Raw genomic sequence first — 19495 nt, 5'->3', positions numbered from 1 at the left:
CCTTGGCAGCCACAAGGGACTGTCCCTATATATAAATTACTTGCATTATTTAGGTCATCTGGCTAAAACAAGATGAATATTTTCGTAGGGGTATCCCTTCTGGGTACCCTCATCTAAATGTTAGTTTGTCTCAAACAAGGAGTTCACACTCTCATTGTTGTGTACACGTCTTATTACCTCGCCGAGCATTGAAGCGGTGGAGAGCATTTTTATCTTTTTTGAAGGTTTGGTCATAGGGATGGTATTGGCAACGACCAACTCGTCAAGCTCTCCCTCTTCGATACGCTCATACGCAGGACCGGAGAGGACCGGATGGGTACAGCATGCCATGACCGAAGTCGCTCCAAGCTTTTTCAATGCGGCAGCTGCCTTGACCATCGTGCCTGCTGTATCAACCATATCGTCAATGAGAATAACATCTTTTCCGTCTACATTGCCGATGATGTTCATCACTTCAGACTCGTTCGCTTTCTCACGACGTTTGTCGACGATCACCATATCAAGTCCCAGCTTGTTCGCAAAGTAACGTGCACGCGCCACCCCTCCGATATCCGGTGAAGCTATAACCGGATTGTCAAAATTTTTCGCTTTGATATAGTCCATAAAAAGGATGGCTCCATAAAGGTTGTCTACCGGAATATCAAAAAATCCCTGGATCTGTGAAGCATGGAGATCCACAGTCACCATTCGTGTGATCCCTGCTGTTTCCATAAGGTTTGCTACCAGTTTCGCAGAGATAGGTACCCTTGGTGCCGCCTTTCTGTCCTGTCTGGCATATCCGTAGTAAGGCACCACGGCAGTGATCGATTTGGCAGAAGAGCGCTTGAGTGCATCTGTCATGATCAAAAGTTCCATCAGGTTCGCATTGGCCGGTGCAGAGGTCGGCTGAATAATAAAGACATCTTTTCCACGTACACTCTCTGCGATCTGCACAGAGATCTCCCCGTCACTGAAACGGTTGATATTTGCCTTGGAAAGGGGCATTTCTAAATAGGTTGCTATCTCTTCTGCAAGCTCTGGGTTGGAGGTTCCGGAAAATATCATGTATCCGCTCATATTGCTACCTTCTTCATTGTTATTTATTACGCGTATTTTACACAAAAGTTGATAAAAAGGGGATTTAAAGGGCATTGATACTAAACTACCGTAAACGATTTGGATAATGCTGGATTTAAATGATACGAATATTTTTTAGAAAACTTGCCACTAAAAAAGATAAGTTTGACCATCTTCTGGAAAAATACAACTTGCCTCGCGCCTATTTTAACATCAATCGGAAAATGGTAACGAAGGGTGTACTGGTTGGACTTTTCTGGGGATTTATCCCAATGCCGATGCAAATGGCAGGGGTCATGCTGACAACACCGCTGATGCGCTTCAATGTTCCTATAGGTCTTGCTACCGTATGGCTCTCCAATCCATTTACCTATCCTCCTCTGTGGTACCTTGAGTATGTCACAGGCAATTTCCTTATGGGTAAAGAGAATCTGCATGGTATTGAACTGACAATGCAGTGGTTCCAGGACCATTGGGATGATATAGTTGTACCGCTCTATGTCGGAACAGCCTTCTACTCCACAGTGGTCGCATATCTGATCTACCTGCTTCTCAACTGGCTCTGGAAGCGCTCCGCACATCGGGAATGGAAACAAAGGCAGGAGAGTGATAAGTAGACCCGGACATCTTCTCTAGTCAATATTGTCAAATGCTGTAACAATATCGATCAAAAAACTCCCTTTTTTTACATATCCGACCTCTTTCAGGATACTTTTCTGTCTCTCTGCATCAATAAAAAAGATGGTTGGAGTAAGATCGGCCCTGAATGCTTCGGGAAGTTCTCGGTGAATATCTACCACTACAGTGACTGCCTCTCCAAGCCGGCTTTGTATATCGGGATCTGTCAGCGTTTCATGCACCATGAGATCACACCAGTTGCAACCATCCTTTACAACCACCAGAAGCACCACCTTTTTCTTCTCTTTTTTTGCCTTTTCAAATGCTTTGTCCAGATCTGTCTGTGCATTAAGCAGCCATGCAGCATCCTCGGCAGTGACCGCCATCAGGTTTCCGAGTATCATCAAAAACATTATAATTATTTTCATGGGATTCCCTTCCTTCTTGGACAAAAAGTCTCTCTGTCAGAATATCTTCATAAAAATATTATATCATATTTTATTCTCTTGAGTTATGTAGAAAATCAGGGGGGCATCTATTATAAGAGCCTCTTCCATAAGGCTCAGAGAAAACGGTAGGGATTTTCTCAGCAGATCAATCCGCCTCCAAGCAGTCTTTTCCCATCATAAAAAGCAGCCGCCTGTCCTTTTGCCAGTCCAAATACCGGTTCACTCAATACTACAGAGGCTTTCCCCTCTTCGATCTTCACATGACAGGGAACAGCCCGAGTCCGATAGCGTACTTTCACCTGGCAGTCAAACTCTGTAAGATCTTCAAAGAGGTTGATCTGCTTGACTTTAAAGGCATTGACTTCCAGCTTTTCACGTGTTCCTACGATGATCTGGTTGGTTTCCGGTCTGATATCCAATACAAAATGCGGCTCATGCGCACCGTTGACGAAGAATCCTCTGCGCTTTCCGATGGTGTAATGCATATAGCCTTTGTGTGTTCCAACAACATTGCCCTCTGTATCAACGGTCTCACCGGGAATATCAATGTTCATATGTCTTGCCAGTACTTCGTCATAAGTATTCTCTACAAAACAGATCTCTGAACTCTCTTTCTGAGTTGCAAAGTCTTTAAGTACTTCTATCCTGGCAGCATAGGCTTTGACATCCTCTTTCACCCAGGTTCCCAATGGGAAAATGAGGCGGGGAAGCACCTCTTTTCGTACCTCACACAAGAAGTAACTCTGATCCTTGTTCGGGTCATCAGCTGCATAGATGAACTCCCCGTCACACTGAATATAGTGTCCTGTAGCAATATGCTCGGCTCCTATACTGTCTGCGAACTCTACCATTTTACCGAACTTGATCGTGCGGTTGCACATCACACAGGGGTTTGGTGTCAACCCCTCCTTGTAGCTCTCGATAAAGTAGGTATATACTTCATTGTTGAACTCTTTGCTAAGATCATAAAAATGTACTTTAATACCAAGATAGTCTGCCACTCTCTGCACTTTTTTCCAATTCTCTTCATGGTACCCAGGTTTATTATGGAGTTTCATATAGACACCCTCCACTTCATACCCTTCTTTTTGGAGCAATACCGCGGTGACAGTGGAGTCTACACCGCCACTCATTCCTATTAAAACTTTCTTTTTCATTTTTTTTCTACCTTTATGATTTCAACAGAGATCCGACCATTGACATTGACAAGCCTGCCACGGGCGATATTTTTACTGCCGCTTTTCAGTGTGACCTTTGTCAGGTCCAACGGTGAAGCATCCAGTTTCCTGTGCTTGATGAGCTTCTTACTGTAGATCTGACCGAAACTGCATTTTACTATTTCATATTTTTTGTCCTCATGCAGCTCAGTCATATTTACCGGCAAAGCGCTGCTGTCAATATCGATCGATCTTTCACAGTGTAGCAAACGGCCGGTTGCTACAATACTGCTCTCCTGCCATACAAGAAACTCCATACTCTCCAAACCCAGAAGCAGAATGTCTCCTTCCGCTATCTTTTTCAGACTGCTTCGTTTGACCGCAACAGGATAAAGTGTCAGTTCATAGCTCTGAAAAAGCGGATGAGTGCACATCATCCTTTCAAGGTGTGTTGCCTGGGTATCACCCCTCATGCACATCCCCGATAAACTGCTCCAGCAGATATTCTTTACTGGCTACCAAAAGGTCATCGGGCACTTCCTGTCCGATAGAGAAATAGCTCATTGGAAGTTTATAAAGCAGCATGAAGTTCAACAAAGTACCAAAATGTTTTGTTTCATCGAACTTACTGATGATCACAGAATCAAGATTGAGGAAGGAGAAGTTCTCATAAATATCAGCCATATCCTCATATTTGACCGTTGCCGCAAGCACCATATGTACTTCCAGCTCTCTGTTTGTCTCAGACTTGACGAACTCTACAGTTTTAACGAATTTGTGCGTATCATAGGGCGACATACCCGCTGTATCTACAAGAATGATATCATATCCTTCCAGTGCTTCAATCCTCTCCTGAAAAGCCTCCGGTGTAGAGACGGCAAAATGTTCGATCTGCATAATATCGGCATAGTGTGCCAGCTGCTCAACGGCACCGACTTTATAACTGTCAAGATTGATCAGTGCCACTTTGTAGGGACGCTCCAGCAAATAAGCGTAGCGTGCTGCAAGTTTAGCGATGGTCGTAGTCTTCCCGACCCCGGTCGGACCGACAAGCATAATGACTTTAGGATGATCCAGCTCTTCCTCTTTGACCTGAAGAGTCTCATCGATCTCTTCAAGCAGATAGGATACCAGCAACGAGGCATCTTCGATCAGCGGCGTACCGACCAGTGTACTTAGGATATTATCCAGCCATGCAGACGCAATGCCCTTTTTGATAAAAAGTTTCCTAACCTCTTCAGTCACACTGTTATGCGGGGCAACACCGATGATCTCATCTTTCATCTCATCAAGCTGTGCTTTGAGCTCACCGATCTCATCCATTAAAGCCTCCTCTTCCGAAGAGCTCTTGGTATTCGTCACTGCTTCACCAAATGATCTCTCCATAAATAGCTCTTTCGGTACAGCAATAACTACTTCGGCACGCAGATGACCGTCATCATAACGCAGCTGTCTTGCGGAAACAATGGAAAGATCAATGTTTCCGTATTTCTCTACTGCCTGCTCATAAGCTCCTTTGGGGGTTGAGGCTACAAATGTTTCATTGATCATCATATTACCTTTTTCATCATCGAAAGCGGGACCAGAACCGAGGTCCGTTTCATCCATCCCGGATGAGGGAGTGTCAGTTCCCTGCTCTCCATCGTTATATCTTCATAAAATATCAAATCGATATCCAATGTTCGCGGGCCATCTTTAAAAAGACGCTTTCTGCCAAACCTTTTTTCCGCATGCAGTACATAATGCAACAACTCTCTTGGTGTCATATCGGTCTCTATCAGAAGCAGTGAGTTCATAAAGTCTTCCTGTTCCGTAAAACCGAACGGAGGATTCTTCAAAATTGGTGCCGTCTCCAACAGATGCACAGACCTGCTGTGCTGCAAATAGACGAACAGATGCTCAAAACGGCGAACAACATCACCGATATTCCCACCGATGCCTAATAGTGCTCTGTAACGCATTCGTGAATTTCTTTTTGCATTATAGGGAAAATGTGGGGTAAAAATCAATGTCAGCGTATCATTCAGTTTTTTTCTTTTTACCACACAGTTTCCTTCTCTACTTTACTTCTCTATCGACTATCACTGGTTTAAAGCACCTGTGCTTTGCTATCCACCATAGCTACCATATCTTCGATACGTATACCGAACTCTCCCGGTATATAGATACCCGGTTCAATGGTAAATACCATTCCGTCCTCAATGACCATCTCTGACTTAGAAGAGATATAGGGCATCTCATGAATATCCAGCCCCACTCCGTGCCCGGTCGAGTGTACATAATACTTGCCAAAGCCTGCTTTCTCAATGATATCACGTGTCAGGGCATCGATCTCTTTGGCTTTCATACCACTTCTTGCATTGGCAATGGCATTGTCATGGGCACGCAGTACAGTATCGTACACTTTTTGAATCTTTTTCCTGCCAAAAGACTGTTTGGTCTTAAAAGCAAAGCCTTTGTCGGCAAAGACCGTACGAGTTCTGTCAGAACAGTAACGCTTGTACTTCAGCCCGGCATCCACCAGCAGCAGATCACCTTCCTTAAGTCTCCTTTTCGTTGGCGTGGCATGCGGTTTGGCTGCATTGGCATTGATAGCGACAATAGGATCGAAACTGAGATCATACTTGCCAAAACCGCCCAGCACACTTTTTGCAGTATGGGTCAAAGCGAACTCATCTTTCCCAAACCCCTCTTCCCTGAATGTTTTTGCCAGTGCTTTAAAAGCTTTGCTGCCGAGCCTGGCTGCTTTTCCCAGGATCTTTAGCTCTTCATCACTCTTGATGATGCGTTTTTTATGTGAAAAATCCATCTCCGGTCTGAACTCTGCCTTTGTCTGAGAACGCAGAAGTTCAAATCCGTGAACACTCCACTCTTTGGGGTCGAAGACGATCTTTTTGACCTTTGCTTTTTTTATTATCTCCGCTGCTTTGGCATACAGATCACGCTCAATGACCACTTTGGCACTCTTTACATGTTCTTGCGCATCAATAGTGTAGCGGCTGTCCGTAATGAAAAATGCCTCCTTCCCCAAACGCAGGTAGAGTGCATTGTCACAACTGTAACCACATTCGTAGTAAATGGCATTTTCGTCTTTGAGCATATAGTTCATAATTAAGCCTTTATAAGAGTTGTCTATCTGAAAGTAAAGTTTGATTGACCTCACTAAACCCGGTGCCATGATCCTTCTTGGAATGCATAGTAGCCATTTTACAGATTGGAGGTATTGGGTAGTTCAGGTGTGTTCCCGCTTTTCTAATGCGGGAACAGGATTAACGAGATAGAATGAAACCTATTTTTGTTGTGCTTTCTGTGCCTGCTGCTGTGCCTGTTTCATCGCAGCGACTTCATTCAGGATCTGTGTCATACCTACCATCGCCAAATGGTATCCAAATGGTCCCATACCTACTATCTGCCCTGCACATACAGGTGCAGTGAGAGAGTTGTGGCGGAACTCTTCTCTCGCATGGATATTACTCAAGTGCACTTCGATCGTAGGGATCTTCACTGCTGCCAGTGCATCACGGATCGCAATAGAAGTATGTGTATAGGCTGCCGGGTTGATGATAATACCGTCAGCATCTCCTATACACTCCTGGATACGGTCTACGATCTCGCCTTCAAGGTTGCTCTGGAAAAATTCGATCTCAAGTTTGTTCTGCTCTGCAAATGCTTTCATCTGTGCATGAATATCTTCCAGTTTCATCGGGCCGTAGATATTTTGCTCCCGGACTCCCAACATATTCAAATTTGGACCTTGAATTACTACTATTTTCATTTAACTGCCTTCTTAATGTATATTTTGGGTATTATTTTATCCAAATAGGAATTAAAAGGAGATGTCATGAAGATCATCATTGCCGATTATCTCTACATCGACGGCAGGTTTATCGAAAATCTTGCCATAGCTTTCGAGACACATATTCAGGCTGTCGATCTGCCGGAAAGACTTCTGAAGCAGTACCCCGGGGCCGAACTCATTCGTGCCAAACCCTATACGGTACTCTACCCCGGTTTTATCAACACCCATGTTCACCTGGAGTTTTCTGCAAACAAAACATCACTCAAGTATGGCTCTTTCATGCCATGGCTGGACTCTGTCATCGAACATCGTGACGACCTGATGAAGGATTGTAACAATGAGACCATGCAAAAAGAGTGTGAGCAGATGCTGCGCTCCGGAATCACTGCCTTTGGTGCCATATCCAGTTTCGGAACAGAGCTTCAAGTCTGCGAAGAGACTCCCCAGCGCGTCGTGTTTTTCAATGAACTTATCGGTTCCAACGCCCAGTATGCCGATATGCTCTACAGTGATTTCCAGGAGCGCGTCAAAGCCTCCCAAAGCTGTGCAGCAAAAAGCCGCATCACCCCTGCTGTTGCCATCCATTCACCCTATTCAGTGCATCCGGTAATTTTGCAAAGAGCTGTAGCACTGGCTAAACAGAACCAAATGCCGCTTACAGCACACTTTTTGGAATCACAGGCTGAACGGGAATGGCTGGAAAGGGGCGAAGGCGAGTTCAAAGCTTTTTTTGAAAAGTTCTTCAATACCTCTACCCCGGTTACGACCATTGAGGAGTTCATGCATGCTTTCGACACATACCCTACACATTTCGTACACTGTGTACAGGCCACAGAGAAAGAGCTGGCATACCTGGCAGAAAAAGGCCACTCTATTGCACACTGTCCAAGATCAAACCGTTACCTGGGATGCGGCAGACTGGCTATCGAGAAACTTCAGCTTCCCTTCTCGCTCGCAACAGACGGACTCAGTTCCAACGATTCACTCAATATCTTCGATGAACTTCGTGCTGCACTGATGTTCCATCACAACATCGATATCCAGACACTTGCCCTGCAACTGCTTCGGAACATCACCTTGGACGCAGCCAAAGCACTGGGACTCAACTGCGGCAGCCTGCATGTTGGAAAAGATGCAGATTTTGTACTCGTAACCCTGCCCGAACTTCCAAAACGTCCCGAAGAGATCGCACTTTGGAGCATTCTGCATACCAAAGAGGCAGAGAGTGTCTATATCGAAGGAGAAAAGTATGTTTAAAAAGATCAGCGATATCATCAAATGGATCGGTCAGCACTTTATGGGTATGCTCTTCCTGCTTATCGTACTGATCGTCTTTCTGCCAAGCTCTCACGAGCCTCTCAGGAAAGCAAACCTCCAGGAGATAAAGCTCTTTGGGCCTATCATGGATGCAGAAAAGATAATCAAAGAGATCGATGAGGCAAAAAAAGATGAAAATATCAAAGGTATCCTGCTTAATGTCAACTCTCCGGGCGGTGCGGTCCCGCCTTCCATAGAGATCTCCTATGCCATCCGTGCACTTCAGAAAAAAAAGCCGGTTATTGCCTATGCTTCCGGCATCATGGCCAGCGGAAGTTACTACAGCGCTATCTATGCAACAAAGATCATCGCCAATCCCGGAGCCATCATCGGCTCCATAGGTGTCATCATGGAGAGTGCCAACATCAAAGAGCTGATGGACAAGATAGGCATCAAACCACAGCTGGTCAAGCAGGGAGAGTACAAAGAGGCGGGTACACCGACACGTGAGTGGACACCCAAAGAGCGTGCAGAACTTGAGAGACTTACTAAAGATACCTACGATCTTTTCATCTCTGATGTTGCCAAAGCCCGAGGCCTGGATATCAACAATTCAAAAACCTATGCCGATGCACATATTTTTCTGGCACACAGAGCAAAAGAAGTCGGACTTATTGATGAAGTAGGCATCATCAGCAATGCGAAAGATGCGCTTCTCAAAGAGACAAATATTACCAAACCGGTATGGAAGAAAAAAGACAAACTGGAGTCATTTATAGAAGAGCTTTCCTCACAGGCTCTCTTTAAAGTACAAAGTTACTTTTACGGGTTAAAAGCCGAGCTGTAGCAACTCCCACTCCTTCCCGCTTACAACACGGGAACAGGAGAACAAAGAAGTATTTTAAGGACTCAAAGCAGATTTTAAATACAAAAGCAGTACATACCTGTATGCTTTGTCTGTATCCGGCAGAAGAGTACTCATCAACTATACATAGGTACTTGCCTGCAGAAAATCTTTCGCGATCTCTTCGGGATCTTCAAGACCTATGGATACACGAATAAGGCCTTCCGTTACACCAAGAAATCTACGTATCTCTGCATCAAAATCGCTGTAGATCGTACTCTCCATATGCAGTGCCAGTGTTCTGTTATCGCCGATATTGGCTGTAAGTGTGACAAGATTCAGGGCATTGAGCAGTGCAAAGGCCCGTTCCGCCGTACCGCAGTCCAGTGTCAGCAGAGGACCGCAGCCATTGGGAAAATCAAGCTGATAACGCGCATAATCTTCACTTCGGGGCAGTGACGGGTGCTTCACCTCAATACCTTCAGGCAACGATTTTTCGAGTATTTCAGCTACTTTTGCTACAGACCTGTTCACGCGCTCTATACGCAGTGCAAGGGTTTCAAGCCCAAGCATTGTCAAAAATGACCCAAAAGCATTGGCTGTCATTCCCATATCACGGATCGCACGTTTTTTACAGATAGGAATAAATGCTTTATGCCCTGCCTTCCGAATGATGGGATGAAGATCTTTATACTTCTCATTGTGGAGTTTGTCACCCTCCTCTTTGACTGCTCTAAATACAGCTATACCGCCCAGTGCAGCAGAGTGACCGCTCATGTTCTTGGTACTTGAATGTATAACGATATCTGCACCAAGCTCCAATGGGCGTACCAAAAGCGGTGTAACGGTATTGTCTACCACCAACAGGGTCTCATAGCTGTTACAGAGATCTGCAATACGTTTCATATCCGGCAGTCTGAGGCTTGGGTTTCCCACACTCTCCATAAGAACCATCTTTACACCTGCAGCCAGTTTCTTCTCCATATGCGTAAAGTCATCGACATCACAGAAACTGCTCTCTATACCAAAACGCCTAAGTGTCTCATTGATCAAAGTATAGGTACCGCCGAAGAATCCTCCGATACACAGTACCTCATCACCCGCTTTCAGCAGTGCAGTGGTCACCATGGCAAGTGCCCCCATTCCCGAAGCTGTCGCTATCGCACCAAATCCACCCTCCATTTTTGCCACAATAGATTCAAGTTTCCCGTTCGTCGGATTCCCTACCCTGGCATAAAGCGGTTTATTGATTTCCCCGGCAAAAATACCTTCCGCCTCCTGTGCATCGGTATAACCATACGCAGCAGAAGGTACGACTGTCGGTGCAACAGGCCCTACTTTCGAACCCACACTTTGTACAAGCAGGGTATTGTAATAATTGAAATCTTTTTCCATATCTCTGTCCTAGATAGAATAATTGAGCGTTTTATTGGCTTTCATCTGGTAGTTCTTCAGCTCTGAAAGTGGTACATCAAATACCTCGGAAACCCCTTTTTTGATATCTTCCCAAAATAGTTTCAGTACAGCATTGTTCGTACGACAAAGATCTGAAAAGGCATCGGTCTCCAAGATCAGTACGATCTCTCTGAGTGTGATATCTTTAAGCTCTTTGGCCAGTTTATAACCTCCGTGTGCCCCTTTGACACTCGTAAGTACACCCTGTTTTTTGAGTTCAAGAAGGATCTGCTCGAGAAAACTCTGGGGGATGGATGCACGTGCAGCGATCTCTTTGATCTTCAAGACTCCGCCTGTCTGGATCGTGCCCAGCTCATGAAGTGCCGCTACTGCATAAATGGTCTTAGTTGAAATTCCTATCATATATTCTTACCTTGCATAGTTGTAAAGCATAGTATAGCTTACATCCTATACAAAAATCGAATAAAACTTCAAGAAATGCACAGATCATCAGGATAAATGCTATGGCAGTAGCCATTTTGGCAAACCCCAGCAATGAGAACAGAATAATCATTAAAGTAACTGCAAGACCAAGATAGAGTGCAAATCGCTTGGGGGCCTCATCGGAATATTTCGGAACAGCTTTCCATTGTTTCAGGATCAGTTTTCCCGTCTGGGCAAACAGACTGTAGCTCTCTTGCCTCAAAGCCCTGACGATAAAGTCAAAAAGCATGATAAAAATAAAGAGTTTTATTTGTGTAACAGCGAACAGCAGTGTAAAAAGAAGTACCTGAAAAGAGACAACTCTTACAAGATTGGTATCAACACGTCTAGTTGAAATAGGACATGACGGAGACATAATCGTCCTTTATGTTTAGAAATTAAAAGCACCTCTAAATACCCCAGAGATCCACAACATTTGATTTCGGTTTAAAATTCAACAATATAAAGGGGAGACTACAACAATCTTAAAAAAAAACAAATGCCCTTGTCCATGTGAATATCTAGGGTTTTTACAAGTGCTTTGTGCAAATGCATATGGTAGTTTAACTAAAAACAAAATCATTGTCAAGTAAATCAATAGATTTTATTACATTGTAATTTAATGTTAAAAATATTTTAAGGAATATATGCACACATATTGCACAAATTCAAAGTACAATTAGCCATTAAACAAAACAAGGCAAAAAAAGATGCGCACAATTCTCTCCATACTTTTACTTGTAAATCTGGTACAGGCACAAAGTATCAGCCGGCTTGTAGAACAATCACTCAAAAAACACCCCTCTTTACAGACGATCAAACATCGTTTAACCGCAATGGATGAACGTATCCTTAAAAGTCAGAAGTGGCAAAATCCTGACCTGAGCTTTACTGTCAACAATATTCAGTTCAGTGATCTCTCCAACCGCTCTTTGGAGCCTATGCAGTATGAAGCACTCAATGTAACCCAGAAGTTCCCCTGGTTCGGAAAGCTGAAGGCACGAAAGGACGTGGAGGAAGCACGTAAACACCTGCTTCTTAACTCTTACGATGCTGCGAAGGTGGCACTTGCTCTTCAGATCAAGATAACCAGCTATACGGTCAAAGAACTCGAAGCACGTATCTATATTTTACGTAAATACATTCAACTGGCAAAACAGAACATAAAACTCTATACCGATACGATCGCTACGGATTCCATGAGCCATGCAGAAAGTATCACCGCTGAGCTTTCTCTCTCAAAGATCGAAGTGAGAATGGAGCGTTACAGTGCTTTGCTTAAAGCACAGAAGGAGAAACTTGCCTATCTTGTTCAGAGCAAAGTGGGAAAAATAGACGACAGACTGTATATTAGCCGACTTCCGTCTCTTAAGCATTACCTCTCTAAAATGTCAAACAACCCTACCTACCGTATGAAAGATTCCAAACAGAAGATTGCCGCAGCAAACAAAGCACTGGTCGATCTTGAAGCAACACCTGATCCGTATGTCAAAATGGGTTATTTCCATCGTAATGACTTTGAAGATTATGCTTCTGTTACTGTAGGCTTTGCCGTACCGATTTACGGCACTGAAACACTCAATTCCGAGATCGCACGGAAAGAGAGGCTCTCAGCCCGGAGCGATCTTCTTGACTACAGATCCCTTCTTGAAAGTGAGATCAGATCCAACTATGCCAGACTCAAGGAGGCATCCCGTATCTACTTCATTATCCAGGAAAAAAGCCTTCCTCAGCTTTCGCATATGCTTGAGCTCAGTTCTGCAGCCATTGAAAAGGGGGCCGATCTCTTCACCTATACCAATATACTTGAGCAAAAACTGTCACTGGAAGAAGAGAGTATTGCAGTTGTGGCAGAATACCTCAGAACCAAAGCAAAACTTAAAGCACTCACAGGAGAGATATAATGCAAAAACCGACTACTATACTTTTAATTGCACTTCTTGCTGCAACATCTGCCTATGCTGAAATGAAATGTGAAGCGGGCAAATGCGGTGCAGCGATGGAAACACCAAAGAAGATACTGCCGAAAACACCGGAAAAAACAAAACAGGAAAAAACACTCCGCACACAAAAAGTCACCGTAAAACAGCTTTTCAATGTCATAACGACCCGCATCAGTAAAAAGGTAACAGCTCCGTCACAAGTCAATTACGGATATATCGTTCCCGATGAGAGTAAAGTGTTCGACATTACCGCATGGTACTCCGGTTTCGTTGTCGAACTCTATGCCAATACCCATTACCAAAAAGTCAAAAAAGGAGAAGTGCTTGCAAAGGTCTATTCACCTGAAGTCTATAAAGCAAAACAGGATTATCTCAATGCACTCAACTTTAATGCCAAACGCCCCTCACCTTCCATGGTAAAAAGTTCAAGGGTCAAACTTCAGCTTCTCAATGTAAATGAGCAGGAGATCAAAGCGATCGAAGAGACAAAGCGTGTCGACAGATATACTGACCTGGTCACACCTGCTTCAGGCTGGATCTTTGAGAAAAATATCAATGAAGGATCTTCTTTCAAATCAGGAAGCAGACTCTTTGAGATCGTGGATACCGGCACAGTATGGCTGGAAGCGAAACTCTATCCGAATGAATTGGAAAAACTGAATACCCTGATGCACTTTACCGTAAGAACCGAAGGTATAGACACAACCTTCAAAGCAGAAAAGAGTCTGCTCTATCCCAGACTGGACCCAAAAGAGGCAACAGCCACTCTCAGGCTGCTTATAGAGAACAGAAATGAACTGCTGAAACCGGGAATGTATGCTACTGCATACGCCTCTTCCAAAGAAGAAGCCCGACTGCTGATTCCCAGAACAGCAGTCATACGGAAAAATGGCCAGTGGTATGTCTTTCTTGCAACGGAATTCAAAGGCGAATATGAGCCTCTAAAAGTAGAGCTTAAACCCTTGGACAACCAATACTTTGAAGTGCTTGACGGATTAAAAGAGGGAGATGAAGTGGTCAACAATGCACTCTTCATGATGGATTCAGATGCACAGATCAATGGAGTATACTGATGTACAGTATCACAGATATATTATTTGACAACGTCGATACATTGTGTCCGCTTCAGCTGCAGGTAGATTCATCTTCTCACAATATAACGAAAGGTTTGACATTATGATAGAAAAACTGATAGCCTTTAGTGTCAAGAACCGTTTTCTTGTCCTGATGGCCACCCTCTTTATAATTCTGGGATCAGTATGGTCCATGCGAAATACTCCGCTTGATGCCCTGCCGGATCTCTCACCGCCACAGGTGATCGTGCAGGTAACATGGAAGGGGCAGAGTCCTGAGATCATTGAGGACCAGGGAACCTATCCGCTGGTATCACAGTTCCTTGCTATTTCCAATATTGAGACTGTACGGGGCTTTTCTACCTATGAAAATGCTCTGATCTATATTATCTTCAAAGAGGGGACTGACCTTTACTGGGCACGTTCCCGTGTTCTCGAACAGCTGGCTTCCATCCAGAGTAAACTGCCTGATACAATGGAGGTGAGTCTGGGACCTGATGCTTCCGGTGTAGGCTGGGCATATGAATATGCACTGGTTTCACAGACCAAAACACTTGATGAACTGCGTACGCTGCAGGACTATTACTACAAGTATGCCCTGATGGGTGTAGACGGTGTTTCGGAGGTGGCGACCATCGGCGGGTTCATACCAACCTACCAGGTAACAGTGAACAATGATGCACTTATACGCTACAACCTCTCCATCAAAGATGTAGCACGTACACTCAAAAAGAACAACAACGATACCGGTGGACGGATCGTTATACAGAACGGCTATGAATGGATGGTACAGGCAAAAGGCTATATCAAAGACCTTGATGAGATACGCAATCTTGTCATTGCTTCCAGGAACGGTATCCCCATCACTGTTGCACAGGTCGGACAGGTAGAGAAAATACCTGCTGCACGCCGTGGTATGGCTGACCTTAACGGTGAAGGAGAAGTGGTCGGCGGTATCGTAATGCTGCGCTACGGCGAGGATGTCTACAGTGCCCTGGAGCGTATCAAAAACAAGATGGAAGAGCTTAAAGTTGAAGGGGTGGATGTCATTACCACCTACGATCGCTCCGATCTTATTTCCAAAGCAGTCAATACCCTTAAACGTACGCTGATCGAAGAGAGTATCATTGTTGTAATCATCATCGGGCTTTTTCTGATGCATCTTCGCTCTTCTCTTATTGTACTTATTGTATTACCGTTGACCATCGGGCTTACCTTTCTTCTTATGAAACTCTTTGGTATCGGATCCAATATTATGAGCCTCGGAGGAATCGCTATTGCCATAGGGGCTATGGTTGATGCTTCCATCGTCATGATCGAGAATGCGCATAAAGTCATACATAAAGAAGAGGGAAAACTTGGACGCAACCTGAATAACAAAGAACGTATCTCTGCCATTGTGCAGGCATCGCAGGTGGTTGGTCGTCCCATCTTCTTTGCACTTGCTCTCGTGGTTGTTTCTTTTCTGCCTATTTTTGCACTTTCCGGTCAGGAGGGACTACTCTTCACACCTTTGGCTTTTACCAAAACTTTTGCGATGACAGCCGGCGCATTGCTTGCTGTAACTCTGGTACCGGTTTTAATGATCTATTTCGTCAAGGGCAGAATCATCCCTGAATCAAAAAACCCGCTCAATCGTTTTTTCATCTGGCTCTACACTCCTCTTTTGGTTTGGGGTTTAAAGCTCAGATATCTAGTCATTGCCGCAGCTGCCGCACTCCTTGTTTTGGCTGTACCTCTCTACAAAGGACTTAACTGGGAGTTCATGCCGATGCTGGATGAACAGACAGTCATGTATATGCCTGTCACACCTTACGGTATCTCTGTGGACCAGAGCAAAGCATTGACGCAGAAAACAGATGCCATACTTAAAAGTTTTCCTGAAGTGGAGACAGTATTTGGCAAAGGCGGACGTGCCGATACAGCTACAGACCCTGCACCGCTTGGGATGATAGAAACCATCATCACCTTCAAACCAAAAAGTGAATGGAGAGAAGGGATGACAACGGAAAAACTGATGGCTGAAATGGACAAAGCTCTGCAGATACCCGGTCTGGTGAACTCATGGACCTACCCCATCAGGGGGCGTATAGATATGCTTCTCTCAGGTATCCGTACCCCGCTTGGTATTAAACTTTACGGTAAAGATGCAAAGGGCTTACAGGAGATCGCACAGCAGATAGAAAATGCACTACGCAATCTCAAAAGTACACAGTCGGTCATCTCTGATCAGGCCAGTGCCGGCTATTTCATTGACATCAACATTGATACTGAAGCTCTCAAACACTATGGTATCAGTAAAGATCTGATACTCGAATATACCTCCACAGCCATAGGGGGGAAACAGATCTCTACTATGTACAAAGGTCTGGAACGCTACCCTATTACTTTGCGTTTCAAAGAAGAGGAACGCAGAAACCTCGATGCGATACGCAACATCCAGGTTAAGACACCACTGGGCTTCGTTCCCTTATCTACTTTTGCAAAAATAGAGTACAGACAGAGTGCTTCGGTCATCAAGAGTGAGATGGCTACACCGGTTACCTTCATCTATATCACGCCGACACTGGGAATGAGTGTGGTCACCTATAAAGAGGAGGCACTGAAAGTTCTTGAGAAGATAAAGCTGCCGGCAGGCTACTATATAGAATGGGCAGGACAGTCTGAGTATCTGGAGTCTGCTATGGAAAAGATCATCTGGATCATTCCCACAGTACTGCTCGTGATCCTGGTACTCATCTATTTTGCTCTTAAAGAAATGATACCGACACTGATCGTCTTTTTTACTCTTCCCTTCGCACTTCTGGGCGGACTCTTCTATATCGATATGCTGCAGTTCAATATGAGCATTGCCATTATTGTCGGCTTCCTGGCACTTCTGGGTGTGGCAGCAGAAACAGCTATTGTCATGATCGTTTATCTCAAAGAGGCTGTGGACGAGGCACAAGAGAGGCTTGGTGATAAATTTGATGTTGCTGCACTCGATGCAGCCATCTACGAAGGAGCTGTACAGAGGGTACGCCCAAAACTCATGACAGTCTTTGCTATTTTGGCAGGACTTCTTCCTATTATGTATACCCATGGTGTCGGATCGGAAGTCATGCAGCGTATAGCTGCTCCTATGATTGGAGGAGTTGTCAGTTCAGCCGTATTAAGCTTGCTTTTGATACCTATTTTCTATATGATGTATGAAAAAAGAAAATTAAAAATTAAATATTAAAAAGGAGAAAGAAATGTTTTCGCGTATGATCACAAAACTCCTGATATTAGCAGCTGTACTTCTAATATCAGGCTGCAGCGATAAAGAAAAGACCGAATCACTTACAGAAGGCGGTATGAAGTGTGGTCCGGGAAAATGCGGTGCGAGTATGGTAGACGGTTCTGCTGTACTGATCAAAAAGAAGATGAATATTCTGGAGCAGATGCGGGAAGATGACAGCAGACGAGACTGTGTACTCAAAGCAAGTTCGACAAAAATACTGTATGATTGTGTAAGAGACAGCAGAACAGGACGTTTAACAACCAAGTGTTCAACGGATAATACAACAAAAGTACCCGTCAAAGAGACATCCGTCATGAAGTGTGAAGCGGGAAAGTGCGGCAGTAATTAGTCATTTGTCGTCACAATATAAAGTATTTCACACAAAAGATAAGCCGGCCTGTAAAAATTGGGAAAAAATATACGTTATTTAAGCTAAAAAGCAGATGAAATAAAAAAAGAAGAAACTAAGAGTGGACAGAAGGGTTCAAAAGCCAAAAGGCTTTTGAACAGAGGTCTTACTTAAGACCAGCGATATGCTCAGCTACTGCTTTGATATCATCATCGCTCATAGAAGCAACCTGACCTTTCATCAATGCACCCATACCGTGTTGGTTAAGTGTACCTGCTTTGTAACCGTGAAGCTGCTCAACAGTTTTTGCAACATCCTGACCTTTGATGATCGCAGATTTTCCAAGAGCAGATTTTTCTCCGTTTTGTCCGTGACAACCTGCACACTTAGCATAAAGTGCAGCACCGTCAGCCATAAGTAGTGTAGAACCTGCAAATAACATTGCGATTGCGATTTTTTTCATAATATTTCCTTTTTGTGTTGAAATTGCGTGGAATTATAACATGCATCCTTTAAACAGAGGTGTGAGCCACCTCAACGCCTGCTTGTATCCGAATCTCTCTTCTGCATCATACACAGATGCATGAAGCGTTTAGCAAGATGGTACGTTACCTGAATCAGATGCATACTCGTATGCAAAATCATATACATCATTCACATATTTGTCTTTCAGCTTCGCACCTGGACATATTTTTGCAACTTCCTCTTGGAATTTACCGGCATTTTTGATCTTTTCCCACTCATCCTGTGTATGTTTGGTTGCGAACTTTGCACCAGAGAAACCACATGCAGCTTTCAATTTTTTCATATAGATCTTTTTACCTTTTGCTGCATCCGCAGTTGCAGTTGTAGAGAGTACAGCCATACCAAGAAGTGCAGCTACTGCAATTTTAGTCATTTTTGTCATTATTCATCCTTTTAATTTTTTTAAGACAAAAGTATCATAGCATGAAATTGTGAAAAGATTGTGAAGAAGTTTAGGAAAAATGAAGCAGTTACTCTAAAACTGCTTCAAGAAGTTACATTCATATCAAACAGGTTTAACACTTGGGGACAACACCATCCGACGCATATTTATATGAGAACTCATAAACGTGCTTCCACCATGACTTTTTGATCTTATCCACTTTCAGCCTCGGACAGATCTTTTTGGCTTCCTCTTTGAATTTTCCCTCGTCATAGATATCTTCCCACTCAGACTGTGTATGGTGTCTTGCAAATCGTACACCTGAGAATCCACATTTTTTACGGAATTTTTTCTTAAAGATCTTTTGTCCTTTTTTTGCACCTGCCATGACAGTTGTCGGCATAGTAGCCGTTACAAAAAACGAGAGAGCCAAAATTGTAAGCAGTTTTTTCATTTAATGAACCTTTCAAGTATAACTTTTAGTTATTGCAAACTATGCAACCTTGAAATATTATAGCTACTTCAACTTATCAAAAACCTTAAATTTTTCCCAATAAATATCAATCGCTTCATCCAACTCTTTCGGGGACAATATTGTCTTCTTTTTGATCCCGTAGGTATCTATAAAAAGTTCCGACATGACAGAAATACTTTTTGACGGATTTCTCAAATAGTGTTTCAGCCCTGCCTTTACGAACTTTTCACTGCTGTAGATCAGCAGATATTTTTTAAACATCTGCTGCAGGGAAGTTGGAAGGTCTTTATGGCAGGGAACACAGCGTCTTTCATAGATATCCGCTGCAGATACCATATTGGAAAAGATGACCAGTAAAAATATAAGTTTGTGCTTCATACAATATATCCTGTTTATTTTATGTTTAAAATTTCCATCTCATTGGCTTA

General features: G+C 43.7%; 22 protein-coding genes. 7 read left to right on the top strand and 15 right to left on the bottom strand.

Features of this window, described 5'->3' with window-relative positions:
- Positions 1–120: 120 nt before the first annotated feature.
- Complete coding sequence (locus tag IMZ28_RS04730; protein WP_197549600.1) at positions 121–1056, bottom strand: ribose-phosphate pyrophosphokinase; 936 nt, start codon at positions 1054–1056, stop codon at positions 121–123.
- A 119-nt stretch (positions 1057–1175) separates the two neighbouring features.
- Here IMZ28_RS04730 and IMZ28_RS04725 point away from each other — a divergent pair, with 119 nt between their 5' ends.
- Positions 1176–1673 (top strand): DUF2062 domain-containing protein, encoded by a 498-nt coding sequence (locus IMZ28_RS04725; protein ID WP_197549599.1) that lies wholly within the window; start codon positions 1176–1178, stop codon positions 1671–1673.
- Between the two features lie 15 nt (positions 1674–1688).
- On the opposite strand, the gene IMZ28_RS04720 is transcribed toward IMZ28_RS04725, so the two are convergent.
- The 7 genes from IMZ28_RS04720 to aroQ form a co-directional block, all read right to left on the bottom strand.
- The gene (locus IMZ28_RS04720) at positions 1689–2102 is read right to left on the bottom strand and encodes a thioredoxin fold domain-containing protein (RefSeq protein WP_197549598.1); all 414 of its coding nucleotides are present in this window, start codon (positions 2100–2102) and stop codon (positions 1689–1691) included.
- 158 nt (positions 2103–2260) lie between these two features.
- A complete protein-coding gene (gene mnmA, locus IMZ28_RS04715; RefSeq protein WP_197549597.1) occupies positions 2261–3280 on the bottom strand; it encodes a tRNA 2-thiouridine(34) synthase MnmA in 1020 nt (339 codons plus the stop codon).
- Positions 3277–3753, bottom strand: coding sequence for a hypothetical protein (locus IMZ28_RS04710; protein ID WP_197549596.1), 477 nt, complete (start codon positions 3751–3753; stop codon positions 3277–3279). The genes mnmA and IMZ28_RS04710 overlap by 4 nt, the downstream gene beginning before the upstream one ends.
- Positions 3743–4831 carry a flagellar biosynthesis protein FlhF gene (locus IMZ28_RS04705; protein WP_197549595.1) on the bottom strand — a complete coding sequence of 363 codons (1089 nt, stop codon included), beginning with the start codon at positions 4829–4831 and terminating at the stop codon, positions 3743–3745. The genes IMZ28_RS04710 and IMZ28_RS04705 overlap by 11 nt, the downstream gene beginning before the upstream one ends.
- Positions 4831–5325, bottom strand: a complete 495-nt coding sequence (gene folK / locus IMZ28_RS04700; RefSeq protein WP_197549594.1) for a 2-amino-4-hydroxy-6-hydroxymethyldihydropteridine diphosphokinase — start codon at positions 5323–5325, stop codon at positions 4831–4833. The genes IMZ28_RS04705 and folK overlap by 1 nt, the downstream gene beginning before the upstream one ends.
- 44 nt (positions 5326–5369) lie before the next feature.
- Complete coding sequence (locus IMZ28_RS04695; RefSeq protein WP_197549593.1) at positions 5370–6389, bottom strand: M24 family metallopeptidase; 1020 nt, start codon at positions 6387–6389, stop codon at positions 5370–5372.
- A 180-nt stretch (positions 6390–6569) separates the two neighbouring features.
- Positions 6570–7055 (bottom strand): type II 3-dehydroquinate dehydratase, encoded by a 486-nt coding sequence (aroQ, locus tag IMZ28_RS04690; RefSeq protein ID WP_197549592.1) that lies wholly within the window; start codon positions 7053–7055, stop codon positions 6570–6572.
- Between the two features lie 66 nt (positions 7056–7121).
- Here aroQ and mqnF point away from each other — a divergent pair, with 66 nt between their 5' ends.
- Positions 7122–8336, top strand: a complete 1215-nt coding sequence (gene mqnF / locus IMZ28_RS04685; protein WP_197549591.1) for an aminofutalosine deaminase family hydrolase — start codon at positions 7122–7124, stop codon at positions 8334–8336.
- A complete protein-coding gene (gene sppA / locus IMZ28_RS04680; RefSeq protein WP_197549590.1) occupies positions 8329–9183 on the top strand; it encodes a signal peptide peptidase SppA in 855 nt (284 codons plus the stop codon). Before mqnF ends, sppA begins: the two co-directional genes overlap by 8 nt.
- Positions 9184–9321: 138 nt before the next feature.
- On the opposite strand, the gene IMZ28_RS04675 is transcribed toward sppA, so the two are convergent.
- Genes IMZ28_RS04675 through IMZ28_RS04665 form a run of 3 tightly spaced genes read right to left on the bottom strand, consistent with a single transcriptional unit; the run spans position 9322 to position 11434 of the window.
- Complete coding sequence (locus IMZ28_RS04675; RefSeq protein ID WP_197549589.1) at positions 9322–10575, bottom strand: aminotransferase class I/II-fold pyridoxal phosphate-dependent enzyme; 1254 nt, start codon at positions 10573–10575, stop codon at positions 9322–9324.
- Positions 10576–10584: 9 nt separating this feature from the next.
- Positions 10585–10998, bottom strand: a complete 414-nt coding sequence (locus IMZ28_RS04670; RefSeq protein WP_197549588.1) for an RrF2 family transcriptional regulator — start codon at positions 10996–10998, stop codon at positions 10585–10587.
- Positions 10979–11434: a DUF4395 domain-containing protein gene (locus tag IMZ28_RS04665; RefSeq protein ID WP_197549587.1), complete on the bottom strand. Its 456-nt coding sequence runs from the start codon at positions 11432–11434 to the stop codon at positions 10979–10981. The genes IMZ28_RS04670 and IMZ28_RS04665 overlap by 20 nt, the downstream gene beginning before the upstream one ends.
- Positions 11435–11768: 334 nt before the next feature.
- Here IMZ28_RS04665 and IMZ28_RS04660 point away from each other — a divergent pair, with 334 nt between their 5' ends.
- From IMZ28_RS04660 to IMZ28_RS04645, 4 genes are all read left to right on the top strand, one after another.
- Complete coding sequence (locus tag IMZ28_RS04660) at positions 11769–12962, top strand: TolC family protein (RefSeq protein WP_197549586.1); 1194 nt, start codon at positions 11769–11771, stop codon at positions 12960–12962.
- Positions 12962–14074 (top strand): efflux RND transporter periplasmic adaptor subunit, encoded by a 1113-nt coding sequence (locus tag IMZ28_RS04655; RefSeq protein WP_197549585.1) that lies wholly within the window; start codon positions 12962–12964, stop codon positions 14072–14074. Before IMZ28_RS04660 ends, IMZ28_RS04655 begins: the two co-directional genes overlap by 1 nt.
- Positions 14075–14177: 103 nt before the next feature.
- Positions 14178–17294, top strand: a complete 3117-nt coding sequence (locus IMZ28_RS04650; protein ID WP_197549584.1) for an efflux RND transporter permease subunit — start codon at positions 14178–14180, stop codon at positions 17292–17294.
- Positions 17295–17307: 13 nt separating this feature from the next.
- The gene (locus IMZ28_RS04645) at positions 17308–17685 is read left to right on the top strand and encodes a hypothetical protein (protein WP_197549583.1); all 378 of its coding nucleotides are present in this window, start codon (positions 17308–17310) and stop codon (positions 17683–17685) included.
- A gap of 166 nt (positions 17686–17851) precedes the next feature.
- On the opposite strand, the gene IMZ28_RS04640 is transcribed toward IMZ28_RS04645, so the two are convergent.
- The 4 genes from IMZ28_RS04640 to IMZ28_RS04625 form a co-directional block, all read right to left on the bottom strand.
- Positions 17852–18148, bottom strand: coding sequence for a c-type cytochrome (locus IMZ28_RS04640; protein ID WP_197549582.1), 297 nt, complete (start codon positions 18146–18148; stop codon positions 17852–17854).
- A gap of 129 nt (positions 18149–18277) precedes the next feature.
- Entirely contained in the window at positions 18278–18592 is a 315-nt protein-coding gene (locus IMZ28_RS04635; protein ID WP_197549581.1) for a cytochrome C, read from the bottom strand.
- Between the two features lie 133 nt (positions 18593–18725).
- Positions 18726–19046 (bottom strand): hypothetical protein, encoded by a 321-nt coding sequence (locus IMZ28_RS04630; protein WP_197549580.1) that lies wholly within the window; start codon positions 19044–19046, stop codon positions 18726–18728.
- Positions 19047–19109: 63 nt separating this feature from the next.
- Positions 19110–19445 (bottom strand): hypothetical protein, encoded by a 336-nt coding sequence (locus IMZ28_RS04625; RefSeq protein WP_197549579.1) that lies wholly within the window; start codon positions 19443–19445, stop codon positions 19110–19112.
- Between the last annotated feature and the right edge of the window lie 50 nt (positions 19446–19495).

This window comes from Sulfurovum indicum, assembly GCF_014931715.1.
Taxonomy (GTDB): Bacteria; Campylobacterota; Campylobacteria; order Campylobacterales; family Sulfurovaceae; genus Sulfurovum; species Sulfurovum indicum.
The sequence above is the reverse complement of the archived record's forward strand: the minus strand, read 5'-3'. Positions and strand labels throughout refer to the sequence as shown.

Coding starts and splice junctions, on each gene's coding strand:
- IMZ28_RS04730 (WP_197549600.1), bottom strand. CDS start 1,056: ATGAGCGGATACATGATATTTTCCGGAACCTCCAACCCAGAGCTTGCA.
- IMZ28_RS04635 (WP_197549581.1), bottom strand. CDS start 18,592: ATGACAAAAATGACTAAAATTGCAGTAGCTGCACTTCTTGGTATGGCT.
- IMZ28_RS04630 (WP_197549580.1), bottom strand. CDS start 19,046: ATGAAAAAACTGCTTACAATTTTGGCTCTCTCGTTTTTTGTAACGGCT.
- IMZ28_RS04725 (WP_197549599.1), top strand. CDS start 1,176: ATGATACGAATATTTTTTAGAAAACTTGCCACTAAAAAAGATAAGTTT.
- IMZ28_RS04670 (WP_197549588.1), bottom strand. CDS start 10,998: ATGATAGGAATTTCAACTAAGACCATTTATGCAGTAGCGGCACTTCAT.
- IMZ28_RS04720 (WP_197549598.1), bottom strand. CDS start 2,102: ATGAAAATAATTATAATGTTTTTGATGATACTCGGAAACCTGATGGCG.
- IMZ28_RS04625 (WP_197549579.1), bottom strand. CDS start 19,445: ATGAAGCACAAACTTATATTTTTACTGGTCATCTTTTCCAATATGGTA.
- IMZ28_RS04655 (WP_197549585.1), top strand. CDS start 12,962: ATGCAAAAACCGACTACTATACTTTTAATTGCACTTCTTGCTGCAACA.
- aroQ (WP_197549592.1), bottom strand. CDS start 7,055: ATGAAAATAGTAGTAATTCAAGGTCCAAATTTGAATATGTTGGGAGTC.
- IMZ28_RS04640 (WP_197549582.1), bottom strand. CDS start 18,148: ATGAAAAAAATCGCAATCGCAATGTTATTTGCAGGTTCTACACTACTT.
- IMZ28_RS04675 (WP_197549589.1), bottom strand. CDS start 10,575: ATGGAAAAAGATTTCAATTATTACAATACCCTGCTTGTACAAAGTGTG.
- IMZ28_RS04660 (WP_197549586.1), top strand. CDS start 11,769: ATGCGCACAATTCTCTCCATACTTTTACTTGTAAATCTGGTACAGGCA.
- IMZ28_RS04650 (WP_197549584.1), top strand. CDS start 14,178: ATGATAGAAAAACTGATAGCCTTTAGTGTCAAGAACCGTTTTCTTGTC.
- IMZ28_RS04645 (WP_197549583.1), top strand. CDS start 17,308: ATGTTTTCGCGTATGATCACAAAACTCCTGATATTAGCAGCTGTACTT.
- mnmA (WP_197549597.1), bottom strand. CDS start 3,280: ATGAAAAAGAAAGTTTTAATAGGAATGAGTGGCGGTGTAGACTCCACT.
- sppA (WP_197549590.1), top strand. CDS start 8,329: ATGTTTAAAAAGATCAGCGATATCATCAAATGGATCGGTCAGCACTTT.
- IMZ28_RS04665 (WP_197549587.1), bottom strand. CDS start 11,434: ATGTCTCCGTCATGTCCTATTTCAACTAGACGTGTTGATACCAATCTT.
- IMZ28_RS04710 (WP_197549596.1), bottom strand. CDS start 3,753: ATGAGGGGTGATACCCAGGCAACACACCTTGAAAGGATGATGTGCACT.
- IMZ28_RS04695 (WP_197549593.1), bottom strand. CDS start 6,389: ATGAACTATATGCTCAAAGACGAAAATGCCATTTACTACGAATGTGGT.
- IMZ28_RS04705 (WP_197549595.1), bottom strand. CDS start 4,831: ATGATCAATGAAACATTTGTAGCCTCAACCCCCAAAGGAGCTTATGAG.
- mqnF (WP_197549591.1), top strand. CDS start 7,122: ATGAAGATCATCATTGCCGATTATCTCTACATCGACGGCAGGTTTATC.